The organism is Rhodococcus parequi (assembly GCF_046042785.1).
In the GTDB taxonomy this organism is placed as follows: domain Bacteria; phylum Actinomycetota; class Actinomycetes; order Mycobacteriales; family Mycobacteriaceae; genus Prescottella; species Prescottella parequi.
The window spans coordinates 42,821-68,412 of the sequence record NZ_JBDLNV010000008.1 but is presented as its reverse complement, the minus strand read 5'-3'; the positions used below and the strand labels follow the sequence as shown (position 1 = coordinate 68,412).

27 protein-coding genes are annotated in these 25,592 nt (G+C 70.4%); 20 read left to right on the top strand and 7 right to left on the bottom strand.

The genetic code is table 11. The features are described from left to right. The first annotated feature begins 27 nt into the window (after positions 1-27). The 7 genes from ABEU20_RS21195 (at position 28) to ABEU20_RS21165 (ending at position 5,420) form a co-directional block, all read left to right on the top strand. A complete protein-coding gene (locus ABEU20_RS21195; RefSeq protein ID WP_420166355.1) occupies positions 28-1,215 on the top strand; it encodes a L,D-transpeptidase in 1,188 nt (395 codons plus the stop codon). A 102-nt stretch (positions 1,216-1,317) separates the two neighbouring features. Next, a complete protein-coding gene (locus ABEU20_RS21190) occupies positions 1,318-2,130 on the top strand; it encodes an alpha/beta fold hydrolase (RefSeq protein ID WP_420166354.1) in 813 nt (270 codons plus the stop codon). Positions 2,131-2,223: 93 nt separating this feature from the next. Beyond that, positions 2,224-2,790 (top strand): P-loop NTPase family protein, encoded by a 567-nt coding sequence (locus ABEU20_RS21185; protein WP_420166353.1) that lies wholly within the window; start codon positions 2,224-2,226, stop codon positions 2,788-2,790. 40 nt (positions 2,791-2,830) lie between these two features. Further along, entirely contained in the window at positions 2,831-3,607 is a 777-nt protein-coding gene (locus ABEU20_RS21180) for an ESX secretion-associated protein EspG (protein ID WP_420166352.1), read from the top strand. Between the two features lie 79 nt (positions 3,608-3,686). Then, positions 3,687-4,220: a YbaB/EbfC family nucleoid-associated protein gene (locus ABEU20_RS21175; RefSeq protein WP_420166351.1), complete on the top strand. Its 534-nt coding sequence runs from the start codon at positions 3,687-3,689 to the stop codon at positions 4,218-4,220. Continuing rightward, positions 4,213-4,527 (top strand): WXG100 family type VII secretion target, encoded by a 315-nt coding sequence (locus tag ABEU20_RS21170; protein WP_420166350.1) that lies wholly within the window; start codon positions 4,213-4,215, stop codon positions 4,525-4,527. The genes ABEU20_RS21175 and ABEU20_RS21170 overlap by 8 nt, the downstream gene beginning before the upstream one ends. Continuing rightward, on the top strand, positions 4,527-5,420 hold the full coding sequence (locus ABEU20_RS21165) for a WXG100-like domain-containing protein (protein WP_420166349.1): 894 nt from the start codon (positions 4,527-4,529) through the stop codon (positions 5,418-5,420). Before ABEU20_RS21170 ends, ABEU20_RS21165 begins: the two co-directional genes overlap by 1 nt. A gap of 59 nt (positions 5,421-5,479) precedes the next feature. Here ABEU20_RS21165 and ABEU20_RS21160 read toward each other — a convergent pair whose 3' ends face one another. Continuing rightward, complete coding sequence (locus ABEU20_RS21160) at positions 5,480-6,499, bottom strand: DUF2804 domain-containing protein (protein ID WP_420166348.1); 1,020 nt, start codon at positions 6,497-6,499, stop codon at positions 5,480-5,482. Positions 6,500-6,508: 9 nt separating this feature from the next. Continuing rightward, positions 6,509-7,258: an SDR family NAD(P)-dependent oxidoreductase gene (locus ABEU20_RS21155; protein WP_420166347.1), complete on the bottom strand. Its 750-nt coding sequence runs from the start codon at positions 7,256-7,258 to the stop codon at positions 6,509-6,511. A gap of 324 nt (positions 7,259-7,582) precedes the next feature. On the opposite strand from ABEU20_RS21155, the gene ABEU20_RS21150 reads away from it, so the two are divergent. Further along, on the top strand, positions 7,583-8,884 hold the full coding sequence (locus tag ABEU20_RS21150; RefSeq protein ID WP_420166346.1) for an ROK family protein: 1,302 nt from the start codon (positions 7,583-7,585) through the stop codon (positions 8,882-8,884). Between the two features lie 19 nt (positions 8,885-8,903). Here the strand turns inward: ABEU20_RS21150 and ABEU20_RS21145 are convergent, their stop codons facing one another. The 4 genes from ABEU20_RS21145 to ABEU20_RS21130 are packed head-to-tail and all read right to left on the bottom strand — an operon-like array spanning position 8,904 to position 13,328. Further along, on the bottom strand, positions 8,904-10,157 hold the full coding sequence (locus ABEU20_RS21145; RefSeq protein ID WP_420166345.1) for a Tat pathway signal protein: 1,254 nt from the start codon (positions 10,155-10,157) through the stop codon (positions 8,904-8,906). Continuing rightward, a complete protein-coding gene (locus tag ABEU20_RS21140; RefSeq protein ID WP_420166344.1) occupies positions 10,154-11,467 on the bottom strand; it encodes a lipase family protein in 1,314 nt (437 codons plus the stop codon). The genes ABEU20_RS21145 and ABEU20_RS21140 overlap by 4 nt, the downstream gene beginning before the upstream one ends. A gap of 18 nt (positions 11,468-11,485) precedes the next feature. Then, on the bottom strand, positions 11,486-12,505 hold the full coding sequence (locus ABEU20_RS21135) for a tocopherol cyclase family protein (protein ID WP_420166343.1): 1,020 nt from the start codon (positions 12,503-12,505) through the stop codon (positions 11,486-11,488). A 49-nt stretch (positions 12,506-12,554) separates the two neighbouring features. Then, the gene (locus tag ABEU20_RS21130) at positions 12,555-13,328 is read right to left on the bottom strand and encodes a PIG-L family deacetylase (protein ID WP_420166342.1); all 774 of its coding nucleotides are present in this window, start codon (positions 13,326-13,328) and stop codon (positions 12,555-12,557) included. A gap of 120 nt (positions 13,329-13,448) precedes the next feature. Between ABEU20_RS21130 and ABEU20_RS21125 the strand changes: the two genes are divergently transcribed. The 9 genes from ABEU20_RS21125 (at position 13,449) to ABEU20_RS21085 (ending at position 21,728) form a co-directional block, all read left to right on the top strand. Then, on the top strand, positions 13,449-14,636 hold the full coding sequence (locus tag ABEU20_RS21125; RefSeq protein ID WP_420166341.1) for an MFS transporter: 1,188 nt from the start codon (positions 13,449-13,451) through the stop codon (positions 14,634-14,636). Between the two features lie 22 nt (positions 14,637-14,658). Then, on the top strand, positions 14,659-15,540 hold the full coding sequence (locus ABEU20_RS21120; protein WP_420166340.1) for an alpha/beta fold hydrolase: 882 nt from the start codon (positions 14,659-14,661) through the stop codon (positions 15,538-15,540). A gap of 25 nt (positions 15,541-15,565) precedes the next feature. Continuing rightward, positions 15,566-16,900, top strand: a complete 1,335-nt coding sequence (mshA, locus tag ABEU20_RS21115; protein ID WP_420166339.1) for a D-inositol-3-phosphate glycosyltransferase — start codon at positions 15,566-15,568, stop codon at positions 16,898-16,900. Next, on the top strand, positions 16,897-17,451 hold the full coding sequence (locus ABEU20_RS21110; protein ID WP_420166338.1) for a type III secretion system chaperone family protein: 555 nt from the start codon (positions 16,897-16,899) through the stop codon (positions 17,449-17,451). Before mshA ends, ABEU20_RS21110 begins: the two co-directional genes overlap by 4 nt. Positions 17,452-17,870: 419 nt before the next feature. Further along, positions 17,871-18,200 (top strand): transglycosylase family protein, encoded by a 330-nt coding sequence (locus ABEU20_RS21105; RefSeq protein WP_420166337.1) that lies wholly within the window; start codon positions 17,871-17,873, stop codon positions 18,198-18,200. 259 nt (positions 18,201-18,459) lie between these two features. Beyond that, complete coding sequence (locus ABEU20_RS21100) at positions 18,460-18,744, top strand: putative quinol monooxygenase (protein WP_420166336.1); 285 nt, start codon at positions 18,460-18,462, stop codon at positions 18,742-18,744. A 58-nt stretch (positions 18,745-18,802) separates the two neighbouring features. Next, positions 18,803-19,558 (top strand): phosphoglyceromutase, encoded by a 756-nt coding sequence (locus ABEU20_RS21095; protein ID WP_420166570.1) that lies wholly within the window; start codon positions 18,803-18,805, stop codon positions 19,556-19,558. A 242-nt stretch (positions 19,559-19,800) separates the two neighbouring features. Continuing rightward, positions 19,801-21,042: a sensor histidine kinase gene (locus tag ABEU20_RS21090; RefSeq protein ID WP_420166335.1), complete on the top strand. Its 1,242-nt coding sequence runs from the start codon at positions 19,801-19,803 to the stop codon at positions 21,040-21,042. After that, a complete protein-coding gene (locus tag ABEU20_RS21085) occupies positions 21,039-21,728 on the top strand; it encodes a response regulator (protein ID WP_420166334.1) in 690 nt (229 codons plus the stop codon). Before ABEU20_RS21090 ends, ABEU20_RS21085 begins: the two co-directional genes overlap by 4 nt. Before the next feature lie 68 nt (positions 21,729-21,796). Here ABEU20_RS21085 and ABEU20_RS21080 read toward each other — a convergent pair whose 3' ends face one another. Next, on the bottom strand, positions 21,797-22,585 hold the full coding sequence (locus tag ABEU20_RS21080) for a hypothetical protein (protein WP_420166569.1): 789 nt from the start codon (positions 22,583-22,585) through the stop codon (positions 21,797-21,799). Positions 22,586-22,651: 66 nt separating this feature from the next. Here ABEU20_RS21080 and ABEU20_RS21075 point away from each other — a divergent pair, with 66 nt between their 5' ends. Genes ABEU20_RS21075 through ABEU20_RS21065 form a run of 3 tightly spaced genes read left to right on the top strand, consistent with a single transcriptional unit; the run spans position 22,652 to position 25,592 of the window. Then, positions 22,652-23,605 carry a Ppx/GppA phosphatase family protein gene (locus ABEU20_RS21075; RefSeq protein WP_420166333.1) on the top strand — a complete coding sequence of 318 codons (954 nt, stop codon included), beginning with the start codon at positions 22,652-22,654 and terminating at the stop codon, positions 23,603-23,605. Beyond that, positions 23,602-24,711 (top strand): hypothetical protein, encoded by a 1,110-nt coding sequence (locus tag ABEU20_RS21070; protein WP_420166332.1) that lies wholly within the window; start codon positions 23,602-23,604, stop codon positions 24,709-24,711. The genes ABEU20_RS21075 and ABEU20_RS21070 overlap by 4 nt, the downstream gene beginning before the upstream one ends. Positions 24,712-24,749: 38 nt before the next feature. Continuing rightward, on the top strand, positions 24,750-25,592 hold the full coding sequence (locus ABEU20_RS21065; RefSeq protein ID WP_420166331.1) for a sugar phosphate isomerase/epimerase family protein: 843 nt from the start codon (positions 24,750-24,752) through the stop codon (positions 25,590-25,592).

Here is a 25,592-nt window from a genome sequence, read left to right as displayed (position 1 = left end):
TGTCGCGCTGCGAGTACCGTGGTTTTCGTGCGTGAACAGGGGATTCGGGTAAATCGGACGCGGCTACTGACGGTCGTGGCCGCGCTGCTGGGGCTGAGCCTGCTGGCCGGTTGCACCATCCCCACCGGGGACGCCGCAGACGGCACCCCGGTGCCCGCCGGACCCGTCGCGCAGGTGATCGAGAATCCGGCGCCCGACGCGCAGGGCGTGAACCCGGCGCAGCCGATCTCGGTGAGCGTCACGCAGGGCACGCTGCAGGACGTCGCGCTGACGAACGCGTCCGGCAAGGTGGTCCAGGGCCTGCTCAGCCCCGATCGGACGTCGTACACGGTCACCGAACCGCTCGGCTACGACGCGAAGTACACGTGGACCGGCACCGCGATCGGTTCCGACGGCAAGACCGTCCCCGTCGCCGGCAGCTTCACCACGATCGATCCGGACACGCAGACGTCGGTGCGCACCAACATCGGCGACGGGCAGGTCGTCGGGGTCGGCGCCCCGATCATCCTGCAGTTCGACGGACCGATCGCCGACAAGGCCGCCGTCGAGAAGGCCCTGCACATCACCACCGTCCCGCCCACGATCGGGTCGTGGGCGTGGCTGCCCGACGACAACGGCGCACGCGTGCACTGGCGGCCGCAGAACTACTGGGCGCCCGGCACCGCGGTGCACGTCGACGCCCGGCTCTACGGACTCGACTTCGGCGACGGCGCCTACGGGGCCGGCGACGTGGCGCTGGACTTCTCGATCGGTCGCAGCCAGATCGTCAAGGCCGTCGCACCGAGCCACCGCATGCAGGTGGTGCGTGACGGCGTCACCGTCATGGACATCCCCGTCAGCTACGGGGAGGGCAACGAGAACCGCAACGTCACCCGCAGCGGCATCCACGTCGTGTCCGAGATGCACGAGGACTTCCTGATGTCGAACCCGCCGTACTACGAGAACGTGCGCGAGCGGTGGGCGGTCCGCATCTCCAACAACGGCGAGTTCATCCACGCCAACCCCCTCACCGTCGGCGTGCAGGGCGCCTCGAACGTGACGAACGGGTGCATCAACCTGTCGCTGTCGGACGCCCAGGAGTACTTCGGCACCGCGATGTACGGAGATCCGGTGGAGGTCAGCGGCACCCGCATCGACCTGTCCGCCGCGGACGGCGACATCTACGACTGGGCCGTCGACTGGCCGACGTGGACGTCGATGTCGGCGCTCGTGTGAGTCTCGGGTGAGGCACGGCTGAGTCTCGGCTGCGCCGAACGAAACTGACGCGTCCGCCCTGCGTGGGAGTATCCGAGGACTTCCCACGCGAGGAGATCCGCCATGAGAATGAGCAGGATTCGGACGTTGACGGCGCTGTGCGTACTCGCCCTCGCGGCGGTGCTGTCGGTGGGGGTTTCCCCGGCCGCCGCGCAACCGACCCCGACGGTCGTGCTGGTGCACGGTGCGTTCGCCGACACCACCAGTTGGGACCCCGTCGCCGCGGAACTGCGTGGCCGGGGCCACGACGTCGTGGTCCCGTCGAATCCGTTGCGCGGACCCGGGTACGACTCGGCCGCGATCGAGAAGGCCCTCGCCGACATCCCTGGTCCGGTCCTGCTCGTCGGGCACTCGTACGGCGGTGTCGTCATCACCAACACCCACGCCCCCAACGTGGTCGGCATGGTCTACGTCGCCGCGTTCGTCCCCGACCAGGGCGAGCCCGCGCAGGCGGCGCTCAATCCGATCACGTTCCCCGGCAGCCAGTTGCTGCCGCCGGTTCTGCAGGTGGCGGTGGTCGACGACCCGACCACCCCGATCGGCAAGAACCTCGACGGCTACATCGCCGCGGACAGCTTCCACGACGCGTTCTGCCAGGACGTCTCCGCCGCCACCGCCGCCGACATGCTCGCGCACCAGCGGTCCATCGCGTTGGTCGCGAACCTCGAACCGACGCAGGATCCGTCGTGGCGGAACCTGCCGACGTGGGCCGTCGTCCCCGATCAGGACCGCGTCATCCCGCCGGCATCCGAGCGGTTCATGGCGGAGCGGGCGGGCGCGGAGATCACCGAGATCCCGGGGGCGTCGCACGCCGTACCGGTGTCGCAGCCGGGGCTGGTGTCGGACGTGATCGAGCGCGCCGCCGCGGCAGTATGAGCCGGATCGCCCGCTCCGCACCCGAATCCGCGGGTACCCCCCCGGAACGAAATGGAGTGGGCGTTCACGCCGGAGACGCCTAACCTCGTCGAAGTGCCACTTCTCGACGCCGCCGCTCCTCTGCCACACCGACCCCGGCGGGTCCTGGTTGCCGGGACGTCGGGCTCGGGTAAGACGACGCTCGCGGCCCGGATCGGGGCAGCCCTGGACCTGCCGTTCACCGAGATGGATGCGCTGTTCCACGGCCCGGACTGGACACCGAGACCCGAGTTCCTCGCCGACGTCGAGGCATTCGTGTCGGAGGGCAGATGGGCCACCGAGTGGCAGTACGGTGCGGCGCGTCCGCTGTTGGCCGCGCGGGCCGACCTGCTCGTCTGGCTCGACCTCCCGCGGGCGACGGTGATGCGGCAGGTCATCGGCCGGACGGTACGCCGTCGGATACGTCGCGAAGTGCTCTGGAACCGGAACGTCGAGCCGCCGCTGCGGACCGTCTTCACCGAGCGTGACCACATCGTCCGCTGGGCGTGGCGGACCCACGCCGACGGCGCGCGGAGGATCGCCGAGGTGCGCGAGCGGTTCGAGGACCTGGTGATCGTCCGGCTCCGGTCGCGGGCGGAGGTCGACGACTGGACGGATCGGGAACTGCCTCGACATCGGTGACCGAGGGAACCGAACGACCGCGGGCTGCGTCTACCCCTTCGTGGCTGTGTATTCGAATCGACCCGCGGCGTCCGGCACCGAGTGGCGGCTCACCGGGCTCGAGTTCCAGGTCCTGTGGCGGCAACTGGGCCTCGACCGGATGCCGTACCCGCTGCGCTACCGTCCGATCGCCGAGACGCAGGACGACCTCGACCGGCAGCGCCGGGACGCGTCGGCGGCGTTGCTACCCCGGCTGACCGAGGCGCTCCACCGGCACCTGGTGGCGCTCGCCGAGCCGACGGTCCGGATCGAGGTCTTCGGCTTCGCCGGCCGTCCCGACACCACACCCGTACGCATGCACGCGGGGATCCGCGGCGATACGGGCACCCTCGCGATCCAACTGCCCGGGCACGATCTCGACACCGGCGGCGACGTCCTGGTCCACGGCGTCGCGCCCACGCGTATCCCGGACGCGATCGCCTCGGCGCTGCCCACCGCGCCCGCGGGATCGCGGTCGACCGTCCGGTTCCGCCGGACCGATCTGCAGCCCGCACGGGGTGGGGTGCTCACGTCCGCAGGATCGGTCGGGCTGCGCGACGAGGTACGTGCCCTGCTGGGGCGGCCGCGCAGTGGCACCGGGGAGATCACCGCGTTCGCGGGCGCCGCGTACGACAGCCGTCCCACCGACGACGGCGCCGCGCTGCATTGGCTCGACTTCGAGGACGGGCGCTACCTCCTCCGGGGCGACCGGGACGTCTCGGTCCGGCCCGCCGACACCGCCGGTGTCGCCTCCGAGATAACTGCGCTGTTGGACGGCGTCCGGGAGTCGGCCCGCTGACACGACTTCGGACGGCGGGGAACCGATCCGCCCTCGCATGCGTCCAACGACACAGAGGGGTTCGAACGGAGGGGGATCGATGAGCGAGAACGTTGCGAGTGAGCGGCAGGAGTCGCGGAAGCGGATGCGCGAGAGCAGCACCGGGCTGCGCGACCGGGTGGACACGATGCTCGAGCGGTTGCACGAGCAGACCGCGGCGCTCGCGGCGGCGCAGGGGGCCGTCGCGAGCCTGAACGCGGAGGGGGAGTCTCCGGACGGGCTCGTCCGGGTGACCGTGGATGCGTCCGGCACGGTGGTGTCGACGCGGCTGGACCCTGCGGCCTTCTCCCGGTCCACGCCGGAACGTCTCGCGGAGTCGTTTGCTGCCGCGGCACGCGTGGCATCACACGAGGTGCATTCCCGGACAACGGAACTGATGGCACCGGTGGCGGCGATGGCCGCGGACTTCCCGGACCTGACCGACCTCGTGCCCGGGGCTCCGAGCATCCGGAATCTCGTGCCCACCGTCGCAACCGAGTTCGCGCCCGGTGGTGCGCGCAGCAGCGACGTGGACGAGTCCGACGATCTGCACGACTGGCGGGCCCCGATCCTGCGGGAGGCGCACCGTGGCTGACGGGATGTGGATCGACGTGGACCAGGTGCGCTCGGCCGCACCACGATTCGAACGCGTCACGGACAACCTCGTCGACGCGCAACGGCAGCTCGCCCTGGCCCTCGACGCGGAGGGCGCGAGCTGGGGATCCGACGCGACGGGAAGTACGTTCGCCGCCAACTACGTGCCCGGCGCGGACGGTGCACTCGCCGCGCTGCGCAACCTCACCGACGTACTGAACGGCATCGCGGGCGGGCTGCGGGACACGGCCACCGCGTTCGAGAGCACGGACACCGGTTTCTCCCGCACGCTGGGCGGTGGTCGCTGATGGGCATCGAGATCCCGGGGCCGCTGCGGACGGTCGCGTCCCTCGCCTCCGGACAGGACTGGCCGGAGGCCGACGAGACGTCGCTGCGTCGGCTCTCGGATGCGTGGGACTCCGTCGCGGTCGACGTCGAGCGGATCGGTGTCGGCGGCGGCGACGCGATGGAGGCGGCGCTCGCGGGTGTGGCCGGCGCGGTCAACCAGGCGATGTCCGCGCACTGGGCGCGGGTCGGCGGGAGCGACGGCGCGATCGACGAGATCGTCGTAGCCTGCCGGGAACTGGCCGACGCCTGCGAATCGACCGCGGCCGACGTCGAGGAAGCCAAGCTCACCATCATCGCCGCGCTCGTGGCGCTGGCCGCACAGATCGCGGCGCTCACCGCGTCGGCGATCGCGACGTTCGGCGCCAGCACCGCCGCAATTCCTGCGGCCCAGCTCGCCACCCAGTTCACGATCCGCACCGTCATCGCCGAACTGTTGCGCCGCGTCGCGCGCGAGGTCGCGGTGAGCGTCGTCCGGGAGGTGGCGATCGCGGGCGGAATCCAGGTGTTCCAGATCGCGCAGGGTGAGCGGGACGGCCTCGATGTCGGGGCGCTCGGGAAGGACGCGCTCGGGGCCGCTGCCGAGGGCGTAGTCACCGGACTGCTCGGCCGGGAGGGGGCGGGTGGGGCGGTGCTCGACGGCATCGAGGGTGCCGGACGCCGGGCCGCGACCGGGGTGGCCGTGGACCTCACCACGGGCGGGGTCGGCGCGGCTGCGGGTGACGTCGTCAAGGGGGAGGACGTGAGCGTGGAGAGCGTGCTGAAGGGCGCCGTACTCGAGGCGTCCGACGGACTGCGCGGCGGCCGCCCGTCCGAGCCTCCGGCGACGCCGCCGAGCTCGCTGAACATGAACTAGGAGGAGCGGCGTCGAGCCCGCAGCAGACGTGACCTACACGGAGTGGTGACGGCGCCCGTTCACCAGCGGTTGCGGACCTCCTCGGCGAATCCGAGGAGGTCGGTCACCTCCACGCGGCTGCCGTCGTCGAGCACGACGTGGCCGGTGAATCGTCCGAACACCTGGTGCTGGATCGACCGCAGGACCGTGAAGTCCACCGCGGCGGCGCGGTCGAGGATCGGTTCGAAAACCATCTCGAACCGGCCGTCGTTGCTCGAGAACGTCCACGGCGCACCGTCGTACGTGCCCTCGGGCAGATGAAACGTCACCCGGTCCAGCTTGTGTGCGGTGCCGCCCACGAACACCATGTTCTCGCTCGCCGCGGACGTGTCGCCGAAGCCGTAGCCGATGTTGAAGCCGAACGGGCGGTCGTCGACGACACCCGACGCCGACCCCCAGTACCACGTGTTGTCGTACGTCCACACGCCACGACCCCAGTCGAAGACGCCGAACGCGGACCCGGGTTCGAAGGCGACGGTGTCGGCCCCGACCGTGACCTCGCCGGCCGCGGGCAGGCAGTTGATCTTCTGGTTGTAGTAGAAAGCCTTGGGCGCCTTCGGGAACGGCGTGGCGATCACCATGCGATCCGTGTCGGGCCGGGCGAGGCGTAGTTCGCCGCGCAGACCGTGGCCACCGTCGAATCCGGGGTGGTCGACGGTCAGCACCCGGCCGCCGGCGTCGTGCCGGAACGCGATCCGCATCTTCTTGTGCTCCACCACGACGTCGCCCGCGTCGGCGCTCGCCGGCAGGCCCATCCGGCCCAGCGGAAACGGCAGCATCACGTTCTCGGTGACCTCGCGCCGATTGCGGAGGTCGAGCCACGAGACGCCCAGCAGTCCCATGTAGCCGTTGTCGGCGACCGTGAGCGCCAGGCCGTGCTCCGGGGTGAGGACGCAGTAGTAGTCCCACTCCTTGATCCGCCACGACGGCGCGGCCACCGCGGCACGGTCGTAGCGGCGGACCTCGGCGTCGGCCCAGCCGGCCTCGGCGAGGTGTCCGCGATCGTCGAGGAGTGGTCCCGGCTGCAATCGGTGCTGCATGCCGCGAGATTAACCGGTGGTGCGGTGGAATCGTCCGGTATCGGCCTGGTCGCGCGGCTTGACGATGATCTGGTCCAGGTTCACGTGCGACGGACGCGACGCGACGAAGCCGACGATCTCCGCGATGTCCTCAGCGATCAGCGGGGTGATGCCCTCGTAGACCTTCGCGGCGCGCTCGGCGTCGCCGTCGAACCGCACGAGGGAGAATTCGGTCTCGACGGCGCCCGGCGCGATCTCGGTGAGCCGCACCGGCTTGCCGAGCAGTTCGCCGCGGAGCGTGCGGTGCAGCACGGCCTGCGCGTGCTTGGCGGACGTGTAGCCCGAGCCGTTGTCGTACGCCGTGAAGGCCGCCACCGACGTGACGGTGACGATCAGTCCGTCCCCGGACGCGATGAGCTTCGGCAGCAGCGCCTTCGTGACGCGCAGCGTCCCGAGGACGTTGGTCTCCCACATCCACCGCCAGTCGTCGAGGTCTGCCTCCAGGACCGGGGCGAGGCCCTTCGCGCCGCCGGCGTTGTTGACGAGCATGTCGACGCGGGGGAGGACCGCGGCGAAGGCGTCGACGGAGTCCTCGTCGGTGACGTCCAGTTCCAGCGCGGTGCCGCCGATCTCCGCCGCGATCGCCTCGATCCGGTCGATCCGCCGCGCACCGAGCACGACGTGGAATCCCTGGTCGGCAAGGGTGCGGGCGGTGGCTTCCCCGATGCCGGAGCTGGCTCCGGTGACGACTGCGACGCGGGTGTCCAGTGGCAGGCTCATGCCCCGATCGTAGTGCCGACACCGGGGCGTCGTCGGGGACGGGGAGGCCCCGACGGCCCGCGGGATGCTAGCTTGATCGTCATGTCGTCCGGCGCCACCTCCGCACCGCGGGTCACCTATGTGACCGCCGCGCTGGGTTCCCGGCTGCCGCACCCGCGGGAACTCTGTTGTCCCTGCCGGATCTCTCGCCGCTAGTTCCGCGCTGCTCACACCGTAGTTCCGTGCCGGTCCGCCGACGTTCCCGTCGGTAGCGATCGATGTCGGCAGCGCGTCTCCCAGACCGCGTCGACTTCCGTCCCCTCGGGGACGAGGCAAGGACATGCCATGCTCACCGCAGCGCCTCCCGTCACCGGAAGATCTGTGACCGCACGTACCTCCAGTTCCCGCACCGTCCGCAGCACTCCACCCCGGCCCGCGACCCGGTCGCGAATCGTGCCACCGACCCTCGGGATCGCCGACGGCCCCGCCGCCGCGGTGTTCCGGGTGGCCGCTGCCGGTGGCCCCATCTCCCGTGACGAGGCCACGCGCGCAACAGGTTCGAGCATCGCGACCGTCAACCGGCACGTCTCGGCGATGATCGCGGCCGGGCTGCTGCGCGAACGCCCCGACCTGGTCGCGGCCGGCGCGGTGGGGCGGCCCCGTGTCCCGTTCGAGGTCGACCACGAATCGCACCTGACCGTCGGCATCCACATCGGTGCCGTCGTCACCAGTGTCATCACCGCGGACCTGCGCGGCCGGATCCTCGGCGCCGTCGAGATCCCCACCCCGCGGGGGGCGTCCGACGCCGCCCTCGCGACGATCACCGCGAGCGCCCGCGGCTTCGCGGCCCGCTGGCACCGCCGCCGGCCGCTGTGGGTCGGTGTCGCGATCGGTGGCCGGGTGGAGCCGGATACCGGACTGGTGGATCATCCGCGGCTCGGCTGGACCGGCGCGCGGGTCGGCGATGTCGTCGGGTCGGGATTCGGTCTGCCCGTCTCGGTGGCCGCGCACGTCGAGGCGATGGCCGCTTCCGAGTTGCTGCTCAGCCCGCGGCGCGCCGAGAACGCCGATGCGCGCGGCGGCGGCCTGTACTTCTATGCCCGCGAAACCGTCGGTCTGGCACTGACGCTCGACGGGAAGGTGCACACCCCCGCCGCCGGTCCGGGATCGATCGCGCACCTGCCGACGGCGTCGGACGCGCAGTGCGACTGCGGCGCCGTGGGCTGCCTCGAGGCGACCGTGAGCGATCGTGGCGTACTGCTCGCGGCGCGGCGCGCCGGGGTGATCCCGGCGGACGGCGCGCTCCCGCCCGTGGCCACGGTCTTCCGGGCGGCGCGATCGGGATCGTCTGCGGCGCAGCAGATCCTCACGGATCGGGCGCAGGCGCTGGGTCGGGCCGTGGCCATGGTGCGGGACCTGTTCAACCCGGATCGGGTGATCCTGGGTGGGCAGGCGTTCACCGACTACCCGGAAGCCGCACCGCAGGTCGCCCGGGCGCTGTCCGAGGCGTCCCGCGTCGGGGGCGCCGACGTGCGCATCACGGGATTCGGCACCCGCGTGCAGGAGCACGCGGCGGGCGTCGTCTCGCTGAGTTCGCTGTACTCGAATCCCCTGGCGGCGATGCGGAAGGCCACCGTCCGGGTGTGACCCTCCGCATCGCCGGCGCTCAGAAGTAGAGTGCCTGGGTGGTCCGGGCCATGGACAGCAGCATCTGCGGCAGACGCGCCAGCGCCCGCTGATCGCCGATCTGCTGCTCCATCGGCGTGGACAGCGTGGCCCGCCACAGATCGGGTCGAGTCTCCTTGAGCGCGCGGTACTTCGGCAGCATCTGCTCGGTGATGTACGACCAACGCGAGTCGCGGTCCGACCAGTTGAACGCCGGCAACGGAGTCTGCAGGCGCCACTGCGGCCCGTCGGCGGCGGCGCCGGTGATGTGGCCCGCGGTGAGCACCAGCGGAGAGGCCTCGCGCGGCGGGACGACACCCGGAATCGCGGGATCGGCGGCGACGGTGCTGAGGTAGGTCAATGCCCGGCCCACCGGACCCCGGTAGTTGCGGGCGGTGTCCCACTGCGCGCCGATCGACTGGTACTGCTCGCGGTACAGCAGGTCCTTGTTGCCCTCGACGACCAGGTCCGGGACGCCGGTGTCGACCTTGCCCCAGGCCTGATGGGCCCTGTCGTCGATCAGGCCGGCGGCGCGGTACTCGCCGATCGCCGCCATGCCGCCGGCCAGGTACGCCTCGTGCTGCGGGATCAGGTCCATGAAGATGTGCTTGCTCATCGCGATGACCTGAGTCTGGAAGTGCGCGATGTCGTCGGCGGTGATCACCGCGCCGACCTCGAGTACGGCCCGCACGTCCTCGGGCAGGTTCGCCGTGGCCGGGGCAGCGGCGGAGTCGAGAGTGCCGACGATCGTGGCGATCGCGTCCCGCACCGCACGCACGTCGAGCACGACGCGGCCGAGATCGACGTCCATGATGCCCGCGGCGAACGACGGCCCGGCCATGCCGCCCTGCCCGGTCCACAGGAAGTTCGGGTTCTCGAGTTGCAGGCGCTCGTAGTAGCGGAACGTGTTGGCCAGGTTCTGCTCGTTCGCCGCGAGTCCGCGGTTCGCGTCCCAGTTGTTCAGGTCCAGCCCGGCCTTCCGGGTGGCCGTCGTCAACCAGAACTGTTGCAGCAGAGCCTTGTACCGCGTGGGATCGACACCCTGGGCCCGCGCGTGGTCGAGCAGTGCGCCCAGTTCGTCCGGGTTGGTGGAGAACGACGGATTGACGCCGCCGCCCGCCTCGGCGTTCTCGTTGGACAGGGGGGCATCCAGGTAGAAGTCGAGCTCCGCGTCGAGGGCGGGGTCGGCGGTCGCGACCGCCGTCGGTACGAACAGCAGTGCGGCGGCGAGTGCGCCGGTGAGTAACTTCCTCATCGTGTGGTCTCCTCGAACTTGCCGACGAACCAGTCGACGTTCTGCATGCCGAGCAGTTCGGTGCCCACTCGGTAGGGATTGGTCAGGATGTCGGTGACGCCGCAGTGGCTGGGCTCGACCGTGACGTCGGTGCCGCCCGCGCGGTAGGCCGTGATCAGGTTCTCGACGTCGGAGTACGGGACCAGGAAGTCGTCCCGGCACGACGTGATCAGCACCGGCGCCTGCGGGGCCTGCCCGCCCATGCGATTCTCGGCGTACGCGCGGGCGAAGACCGGGTTGTCGGCGGGGCGGCCGTGCGTGTACAGCGCGCTGAGCGGCATGAACGGCATCATCAGGTAGGTCTGTTGACACGTCCGGTTGAAGACGTCCGCGACTTGCTTGCCGAGGGGGGTGAGCTCCTTGTCGAGATCGATCTCGGGGTAGCGAGCCGCATAGCCGAGCGAGTTGGCGAACACGAAGCCCGCGCCGATCCCGCCGTCCGCCTTGCGTTCGAACGTCCCGCTGTCGATCACCATGGCCTGCAGCACCGTGCCGACGACGTTGAGTTCCGGTGCGTAGGTGGCCTGCTTCTCGGCGGCGAAACCGGCCGCGACCCCGCCGCCGGCGATGCCGTAGATGCCGATCGGGACATCGCGCTCGAACGCGGCGTCCGGCAGCGCGATCGCGGCCCGCAGGCCGTCGAGCGTTGCGGCACCGGAGAACTGGCCGATCGAGAACCCGTTGGGGGCGGGGTCACCGTCGTTGGCGGTGTCGCTCATCATCACGGCCCAGCCGTTGCCGAACATCTGGGCGACGGGCCCGAGCGCCGAGAACAGCGACGGGTCGTCCTGGTCGGTGCCCGTCCATTGCGCGCTCGGCATGCAGCCCGGGCCGAGGCTGTCGTTGGCCTCGGAGTAGCCGATGAGCTTGCGGTCCTGCGGTGCGGTGCCGTCCTCGGGAATCATGAGGATGCCGGTGCTCACCACGCGGGATCCGTCGAAATCGGTTGTGACGTACATCAGTTGATAGGCGCGCACATGCGCCGGCTGGACGCCGTACACCTGGACGGTCGCCGGTCGGGCCTTCAGCAGCGTGCCGGGGGCGAGGCCCTCGACGGGCGGGGCCTGGAACCACGGATCGGTGACGGGGTGTCGCGGCTGCCACTGCTCGGGTGGCGCGATCCGGCCGTCTCGGAACGTGTCGAGCACGAACGGTCCGAACACCTCGTTCATGTCCACCGTGTCCGTTGCCGCCGCGGCGGTCGGCACGCCGACCAGTAGAGCCGCCGCGGCGACGGCGGTCACCGCGAGTGTCGATCGAAGCCTGTGCAAGGTCCCCCCTCGAATTCTTCAGTTCTGTGTGTCCCCGCCCGCGCTCTCGCGCCGCCGGAGTTCGTCGTGCGCCCGAGAGATCCCACCCCACTCGAGCCCCGCCAGGTGTGACTCACCCGACAGGCAACATCGACCATTGTGACTCAGCGTTACAGACACTTTGCCGCCGAGGTGTTCCAGCGCACCCGGGACGTTGCGGCGCTGCGCGGGCAGCGGCACCGGCAGGACATGGGCGTCGCCGCGCTGCGCCTCGCCTCGGATCTCCACCGACCAGCGGCGGCTACCGCCGCTGAGGTGCCACGATTCGTCGTCCACCCGCGCCCGGACCGGCGAGAAGACCGGGTTGCCGACGCGGACGACGGTGCCGTCGGGCAGCGCCACGACGACGGCCGTCACCTCGGTGCGCATCGGCCCGGCCGTGACGACGCCGCCGGCGAACGCCACGCACACCCGCGGGTCGTCGAACCCCTGCGCCTGGCCCCACCACCACGCCTCGGGGAAACCGCCCCGGCCCCAGTTCTTCTCGCCGTACACCTGGGCCCCGTCGAGGTCCCACCGCTCGCCGTCCACCTCGGCCCAGCCCTCCACGCGGCCGCCGAGCAGCCACGGGTGCCAGTACTGGTTGAGTGCCGGGACGGTGTGGAAGCCACTGGAACCGCCGAACCGTCGTCGGGGCCACTCGAAGCGGTCGACGATCCGGACGTCGATCCGCGCGCCGGGGCCGAGGTCGACCCGCAGATGGTCGCGCGTGCCGCGGAAGGCGTCGCCCGCGAACGCGCCCAGATCGTCCGGGTCGGCGCCGGCGACGGGATGCGCTGCGGTCTCGAGGAACCCGCCCGGGTGCGCGCCCATGCCGAGCGTGGCCCAGCGGCCGTCGGCGGCGCGGTTGATGCCGGCGAGGGCGATCAGCACCCGTCCCGTATCGCGCTGGGTGAACCGCCAGAAGTACCCCTCCATCGCGACGTCGTGCGCCGCGAGCGGGTTGCCGAACGGGACGTCGGCACCCGTCCGGCGGTAACGCGCGAGAAGCCCGGCCATGCGCCGATGCTAGGTGCGGCCCCCGTGAATGCGCAGGCAGTTGGCCGTATTACAGGGGAAGTGCGGTCTCGGCCAGCCCGGTCGGCGCGCCGCGGCGTCGGAACCACTCCTGGCCGAACGCGGCGTGCAGTTGCTCCTCCGGCATCTGCAGGAACGGGCCGAAGTCGCCGATCTGCGTCTCGTGCGCGAGCATCGCCGCGCGTTTCGCGGCGAGGGCCGCGGTGACGTCGACGACCGTCGTGATCTCGTCGTCGGACAGACCGAAGGTGTCGAAGTCGGGAGGAGTCGCCTCCTCGCTCCACTCCGGGGCGGCCGCCATCATGCGTCGGATGTGGTCGCGGCTCACGGCGGCCTCGTAGACGTGGGGGACATTCGCCAGCTCGGCCGCCATCACCCCGACGTGGTGGACCTGCACGTGATCGGGGTGCCCGTAGCCGCCGTTGGGGTCGTAGATCGTCAGGACGTCCGCACCCTCCTCGACCAGGATCTCCGCGAGCCGGGCCGCGGCAGCATCGACGTCGACGTTGCAGAAGGCATCGGGGTTCGCGTTCTCCGGCGTCCCGGCCATCCCGGAATCGGCGTAGTGCAGCATCACCACCCGATGCGCGCCCAGCACGCTGGTCGACGCCTCGAGCTCCCGGCGGCGTCGCTGAGCCAGGGTCTCGCCGTCCGCGAGCAGGCCGTCCGGCACCTCGCCGAGCGCCCCGTCGGTCGCGGTGACGACCACGACCCGGTGCCCGGCGTCGGCGGCCTGACGCATCACGCCCCCGGTCACGAAGACCTCGTCGTCGGGATGTGCGTGAAAGCAGACCAGAACGCTCATGCGGAGAATGCTTACACGCCGATCGACCTCCGAGGCAAGGGTGCGAGACTTCCTTCGACAACTGGTTACCGGCCGGCGCGGGCGCGCCTCGTCGCGGATGCGTCAGGAGAGACACCGGCAATGATCGGCACCTACCGGGAGATCTTCGCGGCTCGCGGTTCCGCCGCGTTCTCCGCGGCCGGCTTCGTCGCGCGTCTGCCGATCGCGATGGTGGGCATCGGCATCGTGACGATGCTGTCGCAGCTGCGCGGTGACTACGGCGTCGCGGGAGCGCTTTCGGCGGTGTTCGCCCTCTCGTACGCGGCGATCACGCCCCTCGTCTCCCGGGCCGTCGACCGGTACGGGCAGCGTCGCGTGTTGCCCGCCGCGTCCGCGGTGAGCGCGTGTGCCCTCGCCGCGATGCTGCTGTGCGTGCGACTCGAGACACCCGATTTCGTGCTGTTCCTGCTCGCCGTCCCGGCCGGCTGCATGCCCACGATCGGCGCGATGGTCCGTGCCCGGTGGACGGAGCTGTACCGGGGACAGCCGCAGTTGCGTACTGCGTTCGCGTTCGAATCGGTGCTCGACGAGGTCTGCTTCATCGCCGGCCCGGTGATCTCGGTGGGCCTGTCGGTGTCGGTGTTCCCCGAGGCGGGTCCGCTGCTGGCGTTGGTCCTGCTGGTCGTCGGCACCCTGGCGCTGGTCGCGCAGCGCGGCACCGAACCCGCCGTCGCCGAGCGCGGCACGCACGGCGGCGCCTCGGTAGTGCGGAACCCGGCGATCTGGGTGCTGGTGGCGGTGATGCTCGGAATGGGCACGATCTTCGGCGCCGTCGACGTCACGAGCATCGCGTTCGCGACCGACCGGGGCGCCCCCGCGGCGGCGACGATCGCGCTCGCCCTGTTCGCGGGCGCATCCGCGGTGGCCGGCATCGTGTTCGGCGCTCTCCGCCCCGGTACCGCGCTGCGCCGTCAGCTGGTGTTCGCGACCGGCGCGGTCGCGGTCCTGGTGTGGCCACTGCTGCTCGTGAACTCCATCCCCGTCCTCACCGCCGCGCTCGCGCTCGCCGGCATCTCGGTCGCCCCGACGCTGATCATCGCGACGACACTCGTCGAATCCGTCGTTCCCCACCACAAGCTCACCGAGGGCATCACGTGGACGGTGACGGGTCTCGGAGTCGGTGTCGCGGTCGGTTCGGCGCTCGCCGGCCAGATGATCGACCGATTCGGGGCGCGGGCCGGTTTCGCGGTGGTGGTGGCCGCGGGTGCGGTCGCCCTCGTCGTCGCCCTGACGGCGTACCTCGTGCACCGCGCACGCAGCTCCGACTGACCGGTGGCCCTAGGGTGGCCGCATGGCCATCCGCGAAACCGTCAGTTCCGACGGCACCACCATCGTCTATCGAGCGTTCGGTAACCCGGATGCCCGACCGCTCGTGCTGATCCACGGGTGGGCGCAGTCGTCGCGCTGCTGGGGCGACGACGTCGTGGACGCCTTGGCGCAGCGGTACCGCGTGATCGCGGTCGACCTGCGCGGGCACGGATACTCGGACGTCCCCGCCGCCGGGTACGACGACTCCGCGAACTGGGCCGCCGACGTCGACGCAGTGCTGTCCGCGGAGCAGATCACCGCGGGTGCGGCGCTGCTCGGCTGGTCGTACGGCGGCCTGGTGATCTGCGACTACCTGGCCGCGCACGGCACGGGCGCCGTCGACGCGGTGGTGTTCGTCGGGGCGATCACGAGCATCGGCCGCGGCGAGGCCGGCGGCGCGGTGGGAGCGGCCATGAAGGCGGCGATCCCCGCCGCGATGGCCGAGGACCCGGCCGTAGCGGTCCGGGCACTGGGCAGCTTCGGCGCCGCCCTCACCGGTCCGCTCGGCGACGGCGCCGGCAGGGGCGCGTGGTCGCAGGCGCTGTTCGGGGCCAGCCTGTCCACCCCGCCGCGGGTGCGGTCGGCGTTGTTCCGACGGGCCGCGAGCCACGACGACCTGCTGCGCGCACTCGCCGTCCCCGCCCTCGTCCTGCACGGCACCGCGGACACCGTCGTCGACGTCTCCGCCGGTGAGCACGCTGCCGCACTGATCCCGCACGCCACCGCGTCGTACTGGGAGGGCTGCGGTCACGGGCCGTTCGTCGAGGATCCGGAGCGCTTCGTCGGCGAGATCGACGCGTTCCTGTCGTCTGTCGGCGAGCGTGTCCCGGTCGGCGAGAACACTGCGGGCGCAATTACCTCCTGACAGAGCGACAGGGCAGTATGGACGCGTGACACCCAAGCACACTGCGACGCCGAGGCGGGTCGCGGTTCTCTCCGTCCACACATCGCCGCTGGCCCAGCCGGGCACCGGCGACGCGGGCGGAATGAACGTGTACGTGCTGCAGACCGCGATCCAGCTGGCCCGCCGCGGTGTCGAGGTCGACATCTTCACCCGCGCGACGTCGTCGGCCGACCCGGTGGTGCAGGACGCCGCGCCGGGCGTCCGGGTCCGCAACGTCGCGGCCGGTCCGTACGAGGGTCTCGACAAGCACGAGCTGCCGACGCAGCTGTGTGCCTTCGCGGCCGGGGTGCTGCGGGAGGAAGTGCGGCACGAACCCGGCCACTACGACCTCGTGCACTCGCACTACTGGTTGTCCGGGCAGGTCGGCTGGCTGGCTCGCGACCGGTGGGGCGTGCCGCTCGTGCACACCGCGCACACCCTGGCCGCCGTGAAGAACGCGTCGCTCGCCGAGGGCGACACCCCCGAACCGGCGGCCCGGCAGATCGGCGAACAGCAGGTGGTCGCGGAGGCCGACCGGCTGACCGCCAACACCGCCGACGAGGCCGCGCAGCTCACCGCCACCTACGGGGCGTCCGCGGACAAGATCGACATCGTCGCGCCCGGCGCCGACCTGACGCGCTACCGACCCGGTGACCGCCTCGAGGCCCGGGCGGCACTGGGGCTCGATCCGTCCGAGACCGTCGTGACGTTCGTCGGCCGGATCCAGCCGCTCAAGGCGCCCGACGTGCTGTTGCGTGCCGCGGCCGAGGTGGCCGCGCGTCGTCCGGACCTGCCGCTGCGGGTGCTGGTGGTGGGCGGGCCGTCCGGCACCGGGCTCGACCGGCCCGATTCGCTCATCGAACTGGCCGCGGCCCTCGGGATCACCGCACGCGTGACGTTCCTGCCGCCGCAGCCGCCCGACAAGCTCGCCGACGTCTACCGGGCGTCGGATCTCGTTGCGGTGCCGAGCTATTCGGAGTCCTTCGGGCTCGTCGCGATCGAGGCCCAGGCGTGCGGCACACCCGTGATCGCCGCCGACGTCGGCGGGTTGGGTGTGGCCGTGCGGGACGGCCGGACCGGTCTGCTGGTCCAGGGCCATCGCATCGACGACTGGGCGGCGGCGCTGGAGTCTCTCGTCGCGGCGCCGGATCGCCTCGACGAACTTGCCGCGCGCGCCCCGCGGCACGCCGAGAACTTCTCGTGGGAGCACACGGCAGACGCGCTGCTCGCGAGCTACCGGGCCGCGACCGCGATGTATCACCGAGCCGAGAGCGGGGAACTCTGGCAGCGTAGGCCCCGAGGGTTGTGGAAGTTGCGTCGGACGAGCGGAGTGCGGGCGTGAGCGAACAGGAACCGACAGCGGATGTGGTCGCGGGCGTCATCGACGCGGCGCTGAAGGAACGCGAACTCGAGTACAGCCGCCGGGGTGAGAACCAGTTCGTCGTGGAACTACCGGGTGAGCACAAACTCAAGACGACGACACTGCTCACCGTCGGCAATCACGGCGTCCGGGTGGAGGCGTTCGTGTGCCGCAAGCCGGACGAGAACTTCGAGGGCGTCTACAAGTACCTGCTGCGTCGCAACCGCAGGCTGTACGGGGCGTACTACACGATCGACAAGATCGGCGACATCTATCTGGTGGGCCGCATCTCCGCGCACGCCGTGACCGGCGCCGAGCTGGACCGTGTCCTGGGCTCGATCCTCGAGGCCGCGGACGGCGACTTCAACATGCTGCTCGAGCTGGGATTCGCGTCGTCGATCAAGCGTGAGTGGGCCTGGCGGGTGTCGCGGGGCGAGTCGCTCGCGAACCTGGAGCCGTTCAAGCACCTGGTCGAGGAGGCGCAGGAGGCGCCGAGCGGGGCCGGCTGGGGTTCCGATCCCGGGTCTCGATAACGTCCTGCGGGACGTCGGAGCCGTTATCCGGCCGAGATTTCGTGACCGCGTTCACTAATTTTCTGTGACCTGAGTCACATTACGGTTATGCAACGCTGTGGATAGCTTGCGGCGATTCTCCCTGTCTGAGCTGCAACTTTTACCAGCTCATGGCCTCTTTCACGTACGGGCGTCTCACAAAATCGACCCGTGACCTTTCCGTGATGGGCACCTACGGTTGTAACCAGCTCGAGACGAACGAACTCGAGAAGCAGCAACCGTAAGAGCACGACCCCGACCCGCCGCCGCCGGCTCTGCCCCGCGGGATCGGACACAGCAAGACCTTCGAGGGGCAGAAGCGAGGCCCAACCCCGAGCCCGGATCGATGTCATCGTCCGCAGGCCGCCTCGCCCGCAATACGGAGAGGATCCACCCCCCCCATGGCTAAGTTCGACATCAAGCGCACCATCGGTACCGTCGCCGCCACCGCAGCACTCGTCGCCGCGCCCTTCGCTATGAGCGCCGGCACCGCCAACGCCGCCTCGGGCAACTGGGACGCCGTCGCGCAGTGCGAGAGCAGCGGCAACTGGGCCGCGAACACCGGCAACGGCTTCTACGGCGGCCTCCAGTTCACCTCGAGCACGTGGCAGTCCTTCGGTGGCTCGGGCATGGCGCACCAGAACTCGCGCGAGGAGCAGATCCGCGTCGCCGAGAACGTGCTGGCCGGCCAGGGCCGTGGTGCATGGCCGGTCTGCGGTCAGTACCTCTGATCGACCGCTGAGTTCGACGTCGGGCTGGGCTGAGCCCCGTCGGACGAGATGAAGGGTCCCTTCGTGCGCTACCAGCGCACGAAGGGGCCCTTCAGTGGCAGTTGTTGCGGCCGTTAACCCTTCGCGGTCTAGCGGCGGGTGCCCCGGGCGTTCGGAGAGGATCCGAGAGGCTCCCGTCTGGTGGGAGTTGCTCTGCCGCCGCGTCTCTCGCGCTTCGTACGGTGTGGCGACCGGTCGGTCGACGAGAGGGCGCTTCGAGATGCACACCGCTTTCATCCGCATTACGGTCCGGTCCGACAGTGCCGATCGCGCGGCGCGGGCCATGCTCGACCTGGTGGAGCCGACGCTCGCCGAACCGGGCTGCATCGGCTACGAGTTCTATCGGGACCTCGACCACCCCGCGCTGTTCCACTGCTTCGAGCACTGGGATACCCGTCAGGCGCTCGACGACCACGGCACGACGCCGCACGTCCGGGCGTTCCTCGACGAGTTCGGACCGGTGATCGAGAAGTGGGAATCACATCACACCGTCGCCCTGTCGTGACGAAGCCACAGGGTGTGCACCGACGGCTGTCGCAGCCGCCGGAGGGGGTCATGCCAGGATTGGGGGTATGAGTACCGGAACACTTGTGCTGCTCCGCCACGGCGAGAGCGAATGGAACGCGCTGAACCTGTTCACCGGCTGGGTGGACGTGCACCTGACCGACAAGGGCATGGCCGAGGGCAAGCGTGCCGGTGAACTGCTGGCCGAGCACAACCTGCTCCCGGACGTTCTCTACACGTCGCTGCTGCGTCGCGCGATCAGCACCGCGAATCTCGCGCTCGACGCGTGCGACCGCCACTGGATCCCCGTCGTCCGCGACTGGCGCCTCAACGAGCGCCACTACGGCGCGCTGCAGGGCAAGAACAAGGCCCAGACCAAGGCCGAGTTCGGTGAGGACCAGTTCATGCTGTGGCGTCGTAGCTACGACACCCCGCCGCCCGCGATCGAGGCCGGCAGCGAGTACAGCCAGGACCAGGACGCGCGCTATGCCGACCTGCCCGAGGTTCCGCTGACCGAGTGCCTCCTCGACGTCGTCAAGCGCCTCATTCCGTACTGGGACGAGACCATCGCGGCCGACCTGAAGGCCGGCAAGACCGTTCTGGTCACCGCTCACGGCAACTCGCTGCGCGCGCTGGTCAAGCACCTCGACGGCATCTCCGACGAGGACATCGCGGGCCTGAACATCCCGACCGGCATCCCGCTGCGCTACGACCTGGACGAGAACCTGAAGCCGCTCAACCCGGGTGGCACCTACCTCGATCCGGCGGCCGCCGCGGTCGGCGCCGCCGCCGTCGCGAACCAGGGCGCCAAGTAGCCCTGGCAGTTTTCCACCCCGCGTTTCGCGCACTTGTCGCGACAACGGCCCCCACCGGGCCCGCGTCACGTGCGCGAAACGCGGGGTTTTTCGCGTTCGGAACGCGATAAGTGCGCGAAACGCGAGGGGGCCGGGAAACAAACGGTGAACAGGTGGGTAACGCCAGCTCTCGGGCCTGTGACGTGCGAGAAAACGGTCACACCCGCCTTCGTGCGCTGTCCGTGCGAACGTACGATTCACGTGTGACTGTTGTTCAGGCCGTAATCTTGGCCGTCGCGACCGCGATCGTCGGTTACGTCGTCGGCGGGGTCGTCGTTCCCCGACTGAGCAGGCGTCACGCCGAGCGGCAGCAGGCCCAGGCGGGCCTGACGATGTCCCAGGTGCTCGATCTGATCGTCCTGACGTCCGAGAGCGGCATCGCTGTCGTCGACAAGTTCAACGACGTCGTGCTGGTCAATCCGCGGGCCGAGGAACTCGGGCTGGTCCGCAACCGAATGCTCGACGACCGCGCATGGGTCGCAGCGACCGAGGTGCTCGCGACGGGGGAGTCGGTCGAGGTCGACCTGACCGCCCGCACGCCGCAGCGTGGCCGCGACAAGATCGCGGTGCGCGGCGTCGCGCGGCGGCTGAGCGACGAGGACCGCCGATTCGTCGTGGTGTTCGCTGACGACGACTCCGAGCAGGTGCGGATGGAGGCCACCCGCCGTGACTTCGTCGCCAACGTGAGCCACGAACTGAAGACCCCGGTCGGTGCGATGGGGTTGCTCGCGGAGGCACTGCTCGAATCGGCCGACGATCCCGATTCGGTCCGCTACTTCGGTCAGCGGGTGCTGAGCGAGTCCGCTCGTCTGGGCAACATGGTCACCGAACTGATCGCGTTGTCGCGGCTGCAGGGTGCGGAGAAGTTGCCGGATCTCGAGGTGGTGGACGTCGACGACGTCATCGCCGAGGCGCTGCGCCGGTCGAGCGTGGCCGCCGAGGCCGCGGACATCACCGTCCACGCCGACGCGCCCAGCGGACTCGAGGTGATGGGCGACCGCACGCTGCTGGTGACGGCGCTGTCGAATCTCGTCGAGAACGCCATCGCGTACTCGCCGAAGGGCACCCCGGTCTCCGTGAGCCGCACCGTCCGCGGGAACGACGTCGCGATCGCCGTCACCGACCGCGGCATCGGCATCGCCAAGGAGGACCAGGAACGCGTCTTCGAGCGGTTCTTCCGCGTCGACAAGGCCCGCTCCCGGGCGACCGGCGGCACCGGGCTGGGCCTGGCGATCGTCAAGCACGTCGCCGCCAACCACAACGGATCCATCGACCTGTGGAGCCGGCCCGGTACCGGGTCCACGTTCACCCTGCGCATCCCCGCGCATTTCGAAACCGTTCCACCCGAGTCCGCCGCGGCGGGCGAGGGTCGTGATTCATCGATGATCGACAAGAAGGCCGCGGCGCGAGGCGCCGCCGCCACGAGCCTGGAGGCCAACCGTTGACGAGTGTGCTGATCGTGGAGGACGAGGAATCGCTGGCCGATCCGCTGGCCTTCCTGCTCCGCAAGGAGGGCTTCGAGACGACCGTCGTGGGTGACGGGCCGTCCGCGCTGGCAGCGTTCGAGCGTTCCGGAGCCGACATCGTCCTGCTCGACGTCATGCTGCCCGGTATGAGCGGGACCGACGTCTGCAAGCAGTTGCGTGCGAAGTCCTCGGTGCCGGTCATCATGGTCACCGCCCGGGACAGCGAGATCGACAAGGTCGTCGGCCTCGAGCTCGGTGCGGACGACTACGTCACCAAGCCGTACTCGGCGCGAGAGCTGATCGCCCGGATCCGGGCGGTGCTGCGGCGGGGTACCGACAGCGACGCGGCCGGCGACGTCGACGACGGTGTGCTCGCCGCCGGCCCGGTCCGGATGGACGTCGAGCGCCACCTGGTCCACGTGAACGGCGATCCGGTCACGTTGCCGCTCAAGGAGTTCGACCTGCTCGAGTACCTGCTGCGCAACTCGGGCCGGGTGCTCACCCGCGGGCAGCTGATCGACCGGGTGTGGGGCGCGGACTACGTGGGCGACACCAAGACGCTCGATGTCCACGTCAAACGTTTGCGCGCCAAGATCGAAGGCGATCCCGGCAAGCCCAAGCACCTGGTGACGGTTCGTGGCCTGGGGTACAAGCTCGAGGAGTGACCCTTCCCCGGCCGAATGTCACACGCGTCCAGGTGGACTGAACGCGTGTGACATTCGGCTGTCAGGGCTCAGCCGCGCTGCGTCTTCGCCTGCGCGGCGGTGGTCGCGGGGTGCACGGCGATGAGGCCCAAGCCTTCGCGGCGGCGGCACAGCGACGCCAGTTCGTCGTACGCGGGCTTGCCGAGCAGTTCTGTGAGTTCCGGGGCGTACGACTGCCACACCGGACGGGTGCCGACGTGCGCGTCGGGAGAGCCCGAGCAGTACCACGTCAGGTCCTCGCCGCCCTCGCCCCAGCCGCGGCGGTCGTACTCGGTGATCGTGGTCTCGAGGATCTGTTCGCCGTCGGGCCGGTCCACCCACTCCTGCGTGCGGCGGATGGGCAGCTGCCAGCACACCTCGGGCTTCACCTCGAGCGGCTCGATGCCCTTGCGGAGCGCCATCTGGTGCAGTGCGCACCCGATGCCTCCGGGATGTCCAGGCCGGTTGAGGAAGATGCACGCGCCCTTGTACTTGCGGGTGCGCAGCGCCGGCTCGTCCTCGAGGTCGTCCTCCTCGAGGTACCCCTTCTTGCCGAGGCCCTTCTCCATGAACTGCCAGTCGTCCGGTGTGAGCATTTTCACCGCGTTGTCCAGCTTCGCGCGGTCCTCCTCGTCGCACAGGAACGCGCCGTGCGAGCAGCAGCCGTCGTCGGGTCGGTCGGCGACCGTGCCCTGGCATGCGGGCGTGCCGAACACGCAGGTCCAGCGGGAAAGGAGCCACGTCATGTCGGCTTTGATGGTGTGCTCGGCGTTCTCCGGATCGACGAACTGCACCCACTCGCGGGGGAAATCCATATCGACTTCGGGCGCGGGAGCCAACTTGTGGGACCTGTCGGTGCTGCCTGCTGTCACAGTGCCCGACGGTAGACCCAGTACCGTGACCCTGTGCGCCTTGGGGTACTCGACGTCGGAAGCAACACCGTCCACCTTCTCGTGGTGGACGCACATCGTGGTGGGCACCCCACCCCGATGAGTTCGACGAAAGCCGCTCTACGGCTCGCGGAGAACACGGACGACCGCGGGGACATCACCTCGATCGGTGCCGACCGGTTGGTCGCGACGGTGCACGACTTCGCGGGTATCGCCAGGTCCTCGAGGTGCGGCGAGCTGATGGCCTTCGCGACGTCCGCCGTGCGGGACGCCAACAACTCCGACGCCGTCCTCGCCCGTGTGCGCACCGAGACCGGTGTGAACCTCGAGGTGCTGTCGGGCGTCGACGAGGCCCGGCTGACCTTCCTCGCGGTGCGCCGCTGGTACGGGTGGAGCGCCGGACGCATCCTCAACCTCGACATCGGTGGCGGCTCGCTCGAGCTGACGTGCGGCGGCGACGAGGATCCCGACGTCGCCTTCTCGCTGCAATTGGGCGCCGGCCGGCTCACGCGGGACTGGCTGCAGGAGGATCCGCCCGGCAAGCGCCGCGTCGCGGTCCTGCGGGACTGGCTCGACGCCGAACTGGCCACGCCCGCGAAGCAGTTGCGCGCGTCTGGCGGCGCGGACCTGTGCGTCGGTACCTCCAAAACCTTCCGATCTCTCGCCCGGCTCACCGGCGCCGCGCCCTCCGGTGCAGGTCCGCGCGTCAAGCGCACCCTCACCGCGAGCGGGCTGCGGCAGCTGATCGCGTTCATTTCGCGGATGACTGCGGCGGACCGTGCAGAATTGGAGGGCGTGAGCTCCGACCGTTCCCAACAGATCGTCGCCGGGGCTCTCGTTGCGGAGGCCAGCATGCGCGCGCTGGGGATCGACGCCCTCGAGATTTGCCCCTGGGCACTGCGTGAGGGTCTGATTCTTCGCAAGCTCGATACGGACATGGGTGGAGAACTGGTGGTGAGCGCTCGATGACTGAGCCCGAAGGCGACAGCCAAGCAATCTCGGTTGCAGAACTGCTGGCCCGCAACGGCCAGCGTGTCGGTGCCGGTGGCGGCGGCCGACGTCGTCGCGGAGTCAAGGGCGGCATCTCCGTCGCCGAGCTGACCGGTGAGTTCCAGGCCGTCCGAACCCCGACGTCGGAGACGCCCGAGAGCGAGTCGGAGACGCCCGAGAGCGCGACGCCGGCCGCCGAGACGTCCGCTCCCGAGTCGCCCGCCCCCGAGGCTCCCGTCGTCGAGCAGGCCGAGCCGGAGAAGCCGGAACCCTCCGAAACCAAGGCTGCGGAGGCCGTGAAGGCAGAGGCGGCCGAGGCCGCGCCGAAGCGGGACCTCGACGCCACGGCCGCCTTCTCACTCGCCGACGCCGACGCTGCCGACAAGGCGGCTGCCGACAAGGCGGCCGCGGACAAGGCGGCCGCGGACAAGACGGCCACGGACAAGACGGCCACGGACAAGACGGCCACGGACAAGGCGGCCGCGGACAAGCCCGACGAGAAGCCCGCTCCCGAGAAGCCTGCCGACGACGCCCCGACCCTGATCACCCCGGCTGTTGCGGCCGGCGACCGCAAGGCCGACGACCGCAAGGTCGACACCGGCTGGAGGTCGGCGACGACGACGGTTCTCGAGCCGGTCCCGGCCCCGTCCCTCGCGCACAGTGTGGAGCCGGAACCGCGGCTGCTGTCCGGCCAGGCCGTCGCCGGCGATCTGCTCCGGCGGGACGGCGCTTCGGCGCCCACCCCGGACGCCGTCGCCGCGACGGACGTCGACCGTGACGACGAGAGCCCCGCTGCCCCCGAAGATCTGCCCGCGGAGCCGAGCGCCGCGAAGCAGTGGGCGGTGCTGCTGGGGCAGGGCGCGGTGGCCCTCGTCGCGGGTGCACTGATGTTCAAGGGCTTCGAGAAGCTTTGGGACATGCTGCCGATGGTGGCGTTGATCCTCGCGGTCCTGGTGATCGTCGGGTTGGTGGCGATGGTTCGGATCCTGCGTCGCACCGACGACATCACGAGTCTGGTCATCGCGGTCGTCGCGGGTGTGTTCGTGACACTCGGACCGCTGGCCTTCCTGCTCGGCACGAGCTGACCGGACGCGGGCGGAGCGGAGTCGTGGGGAGGGCGCGGATGCCGGATCGGAAGATCCTCGTCGGGCTGTCCACGGCGTCCGTCTACCCCGAGAACACCGAGGCGGCGTTCCGCTACGCGGCCGAGGTCGGCTACGACGGCGTCGAGCTGATGGTGTGGGCCGAGTCCGTCAGCCAGGACATCTCCGCCGTCAAGCGTCTGGTCCGCAAGTACGCGATACCCGTGCAGGCCCTCCACGTGCCGTGCCTGCTGATCTCCCAGCGTGTGTGGGGGTCGGACCCGATCGCGAAGCTGGACCGCTCGGTGGAGGCCGCGGAGGCGCTGGGCGCGTCCAACGTGGTGGTGCATCCGCCGTTCCGCTGGCAGCGTCGGTACGCCGACGGGTTCGCCGACCAGGTCGAGCGCCTCGAGGAGAAGACCGGCACGATCGTGGCCGTGGAGAACATGTTCCCGATGCGCGCGGACAGCTTCTTCGGTGGCCGCGAGAAGAGCGCCGAACGACTGCGCAGGCGCGGGGGACCGGGGGCGGCGCTGTCCGCGTTCAGCCCCTCGTACGACCCCACCGATTCCGGTCACCGGCACTACACGCTCGACCTCTCGCACACCGCGACCGCCGGGATGGATGCGCTCGATCTGGCCCGTCGGATGGGCGGCGGGCTCTCGCACCTGCATCTCGCGGACGGTCGCGGCGCCTCGGTCGACGAGCACCTCATTCCCGGACACGGGAGTCAGCCGTGCGTCGAGGTGTTCCGCCACCTCCACGACAGCGGGTTCGCCGGGCAGATCGTGGTCGAGATCAACACGCAGAACGCGCGGACGCGGCCGGAGCGGGCCTCGATGCTCGGTGAGGCGCTCAGTTTCGCGCGCGAGAACCTGCGCTGA

Coding starts and splice junctions, on each gene's coding strand:
- ABEU20_RS21190 (WP_420166354.1), top strand. CDS start 1,318: ATGAGAATGAGCAGGATTCGGACGTTGACGGCGCTGTGCGTACTCGCC.
- ABEU20_RS21175 (WP_420166351.1), top strand. CDS start 3,687: ATGAGCGAGAACGTTGCGAGTGAGCGGCAGGAGTCGCGGAAGCGGATG.
- ABEU20_RS21165 (WP_420166349.1), top strand. CDS start 4,527: ATGGGCATCGAGATCCCGGGGCCGCTGCGGACGGTCGCGTCCCTCGCC.
- ABEU20_RS21160 (WP_420166348.1), bottom strand. CDS start 6,499: ATGCAGCACCGATTGCAGCCGGGACCACTCCTCGACGATCGCGGACAC.
- ABEU20_RS21155 (WP_420166347.1), bottom strand. CDS start 7,258: ATGAGCCTGCCACTGGACACCCGCGTCGCAGTCGTCACCGGAGCCAGC.
- ABEU20_RS21150 (WP_420166346.1), top strand. CDS start 7,583: ATGCTCACCGCAGCGCCTCCCGTCACCGGAAGATCTGTGACCGCACGT.
- ABEU20_RS21145 (WP_420166345.1), bottom strand. CDS start 10,157: ATGAGGAAGTTACTCACCGGCGCACTCGCCGCCGCACTGCTGTTCGTA.
- ABEU20_RS21135 (WP_420166343.1), bottom strand. CDS start 12,505: ATGGCCGGGCTTCTCGCGCGTTACCGCCGGACGGGTGCCGACGTCCCG.
- ABEU20_RS21130 (WP_420166342.1), bottom strand. CDS start 13,328: ATGAGCGTTCTGGTCTGCTTTCACGCACATCCCGACGACGAGGTCTTC.
- ABEU20_RS21125 (WP_420166341.1), top strand. CDS start 13,449: ATGATCGGCACCTACCGGGAGATCTTCGCGGCTCGCGGTTCCGCCGCG.
- ABEU20_RS21120 (WP_420166340.1), top strand. CDS start 14,659: ATGGCCATCCGCGAAACCGTCAGTTCCGACGGCACCACCATCGTCTAT.
- ABEU20_RS21105 (WP_420166337.1), top strand. CDS start 17,871: ATGGCTAAGTTCGACATCAAGCGCACCATCGGTACCGTCGCCGCCACC.
- ABEU20_RS21100 (WP_420166336.1), top strand. CDS start 18,460: ATGCACACCGCTTTCATCCGCATTACGGTCCGGTCCGACAGTGCCGAT.
- ABEU20_RS21070 (WP_420166332.1), top strand. CDS start 23,602: ATGACTGAGCCCGAAGGCGACAGCCAAGCAATCTCGGTTGCAGAACTG.
- ABEU20_RS21065 (WP_420166331.1), top strand. CDS start 24,750: ATGCCGGATCGGAAGATCCTCGTCGGGCTGTCCACGGCGTCCGTCTAC.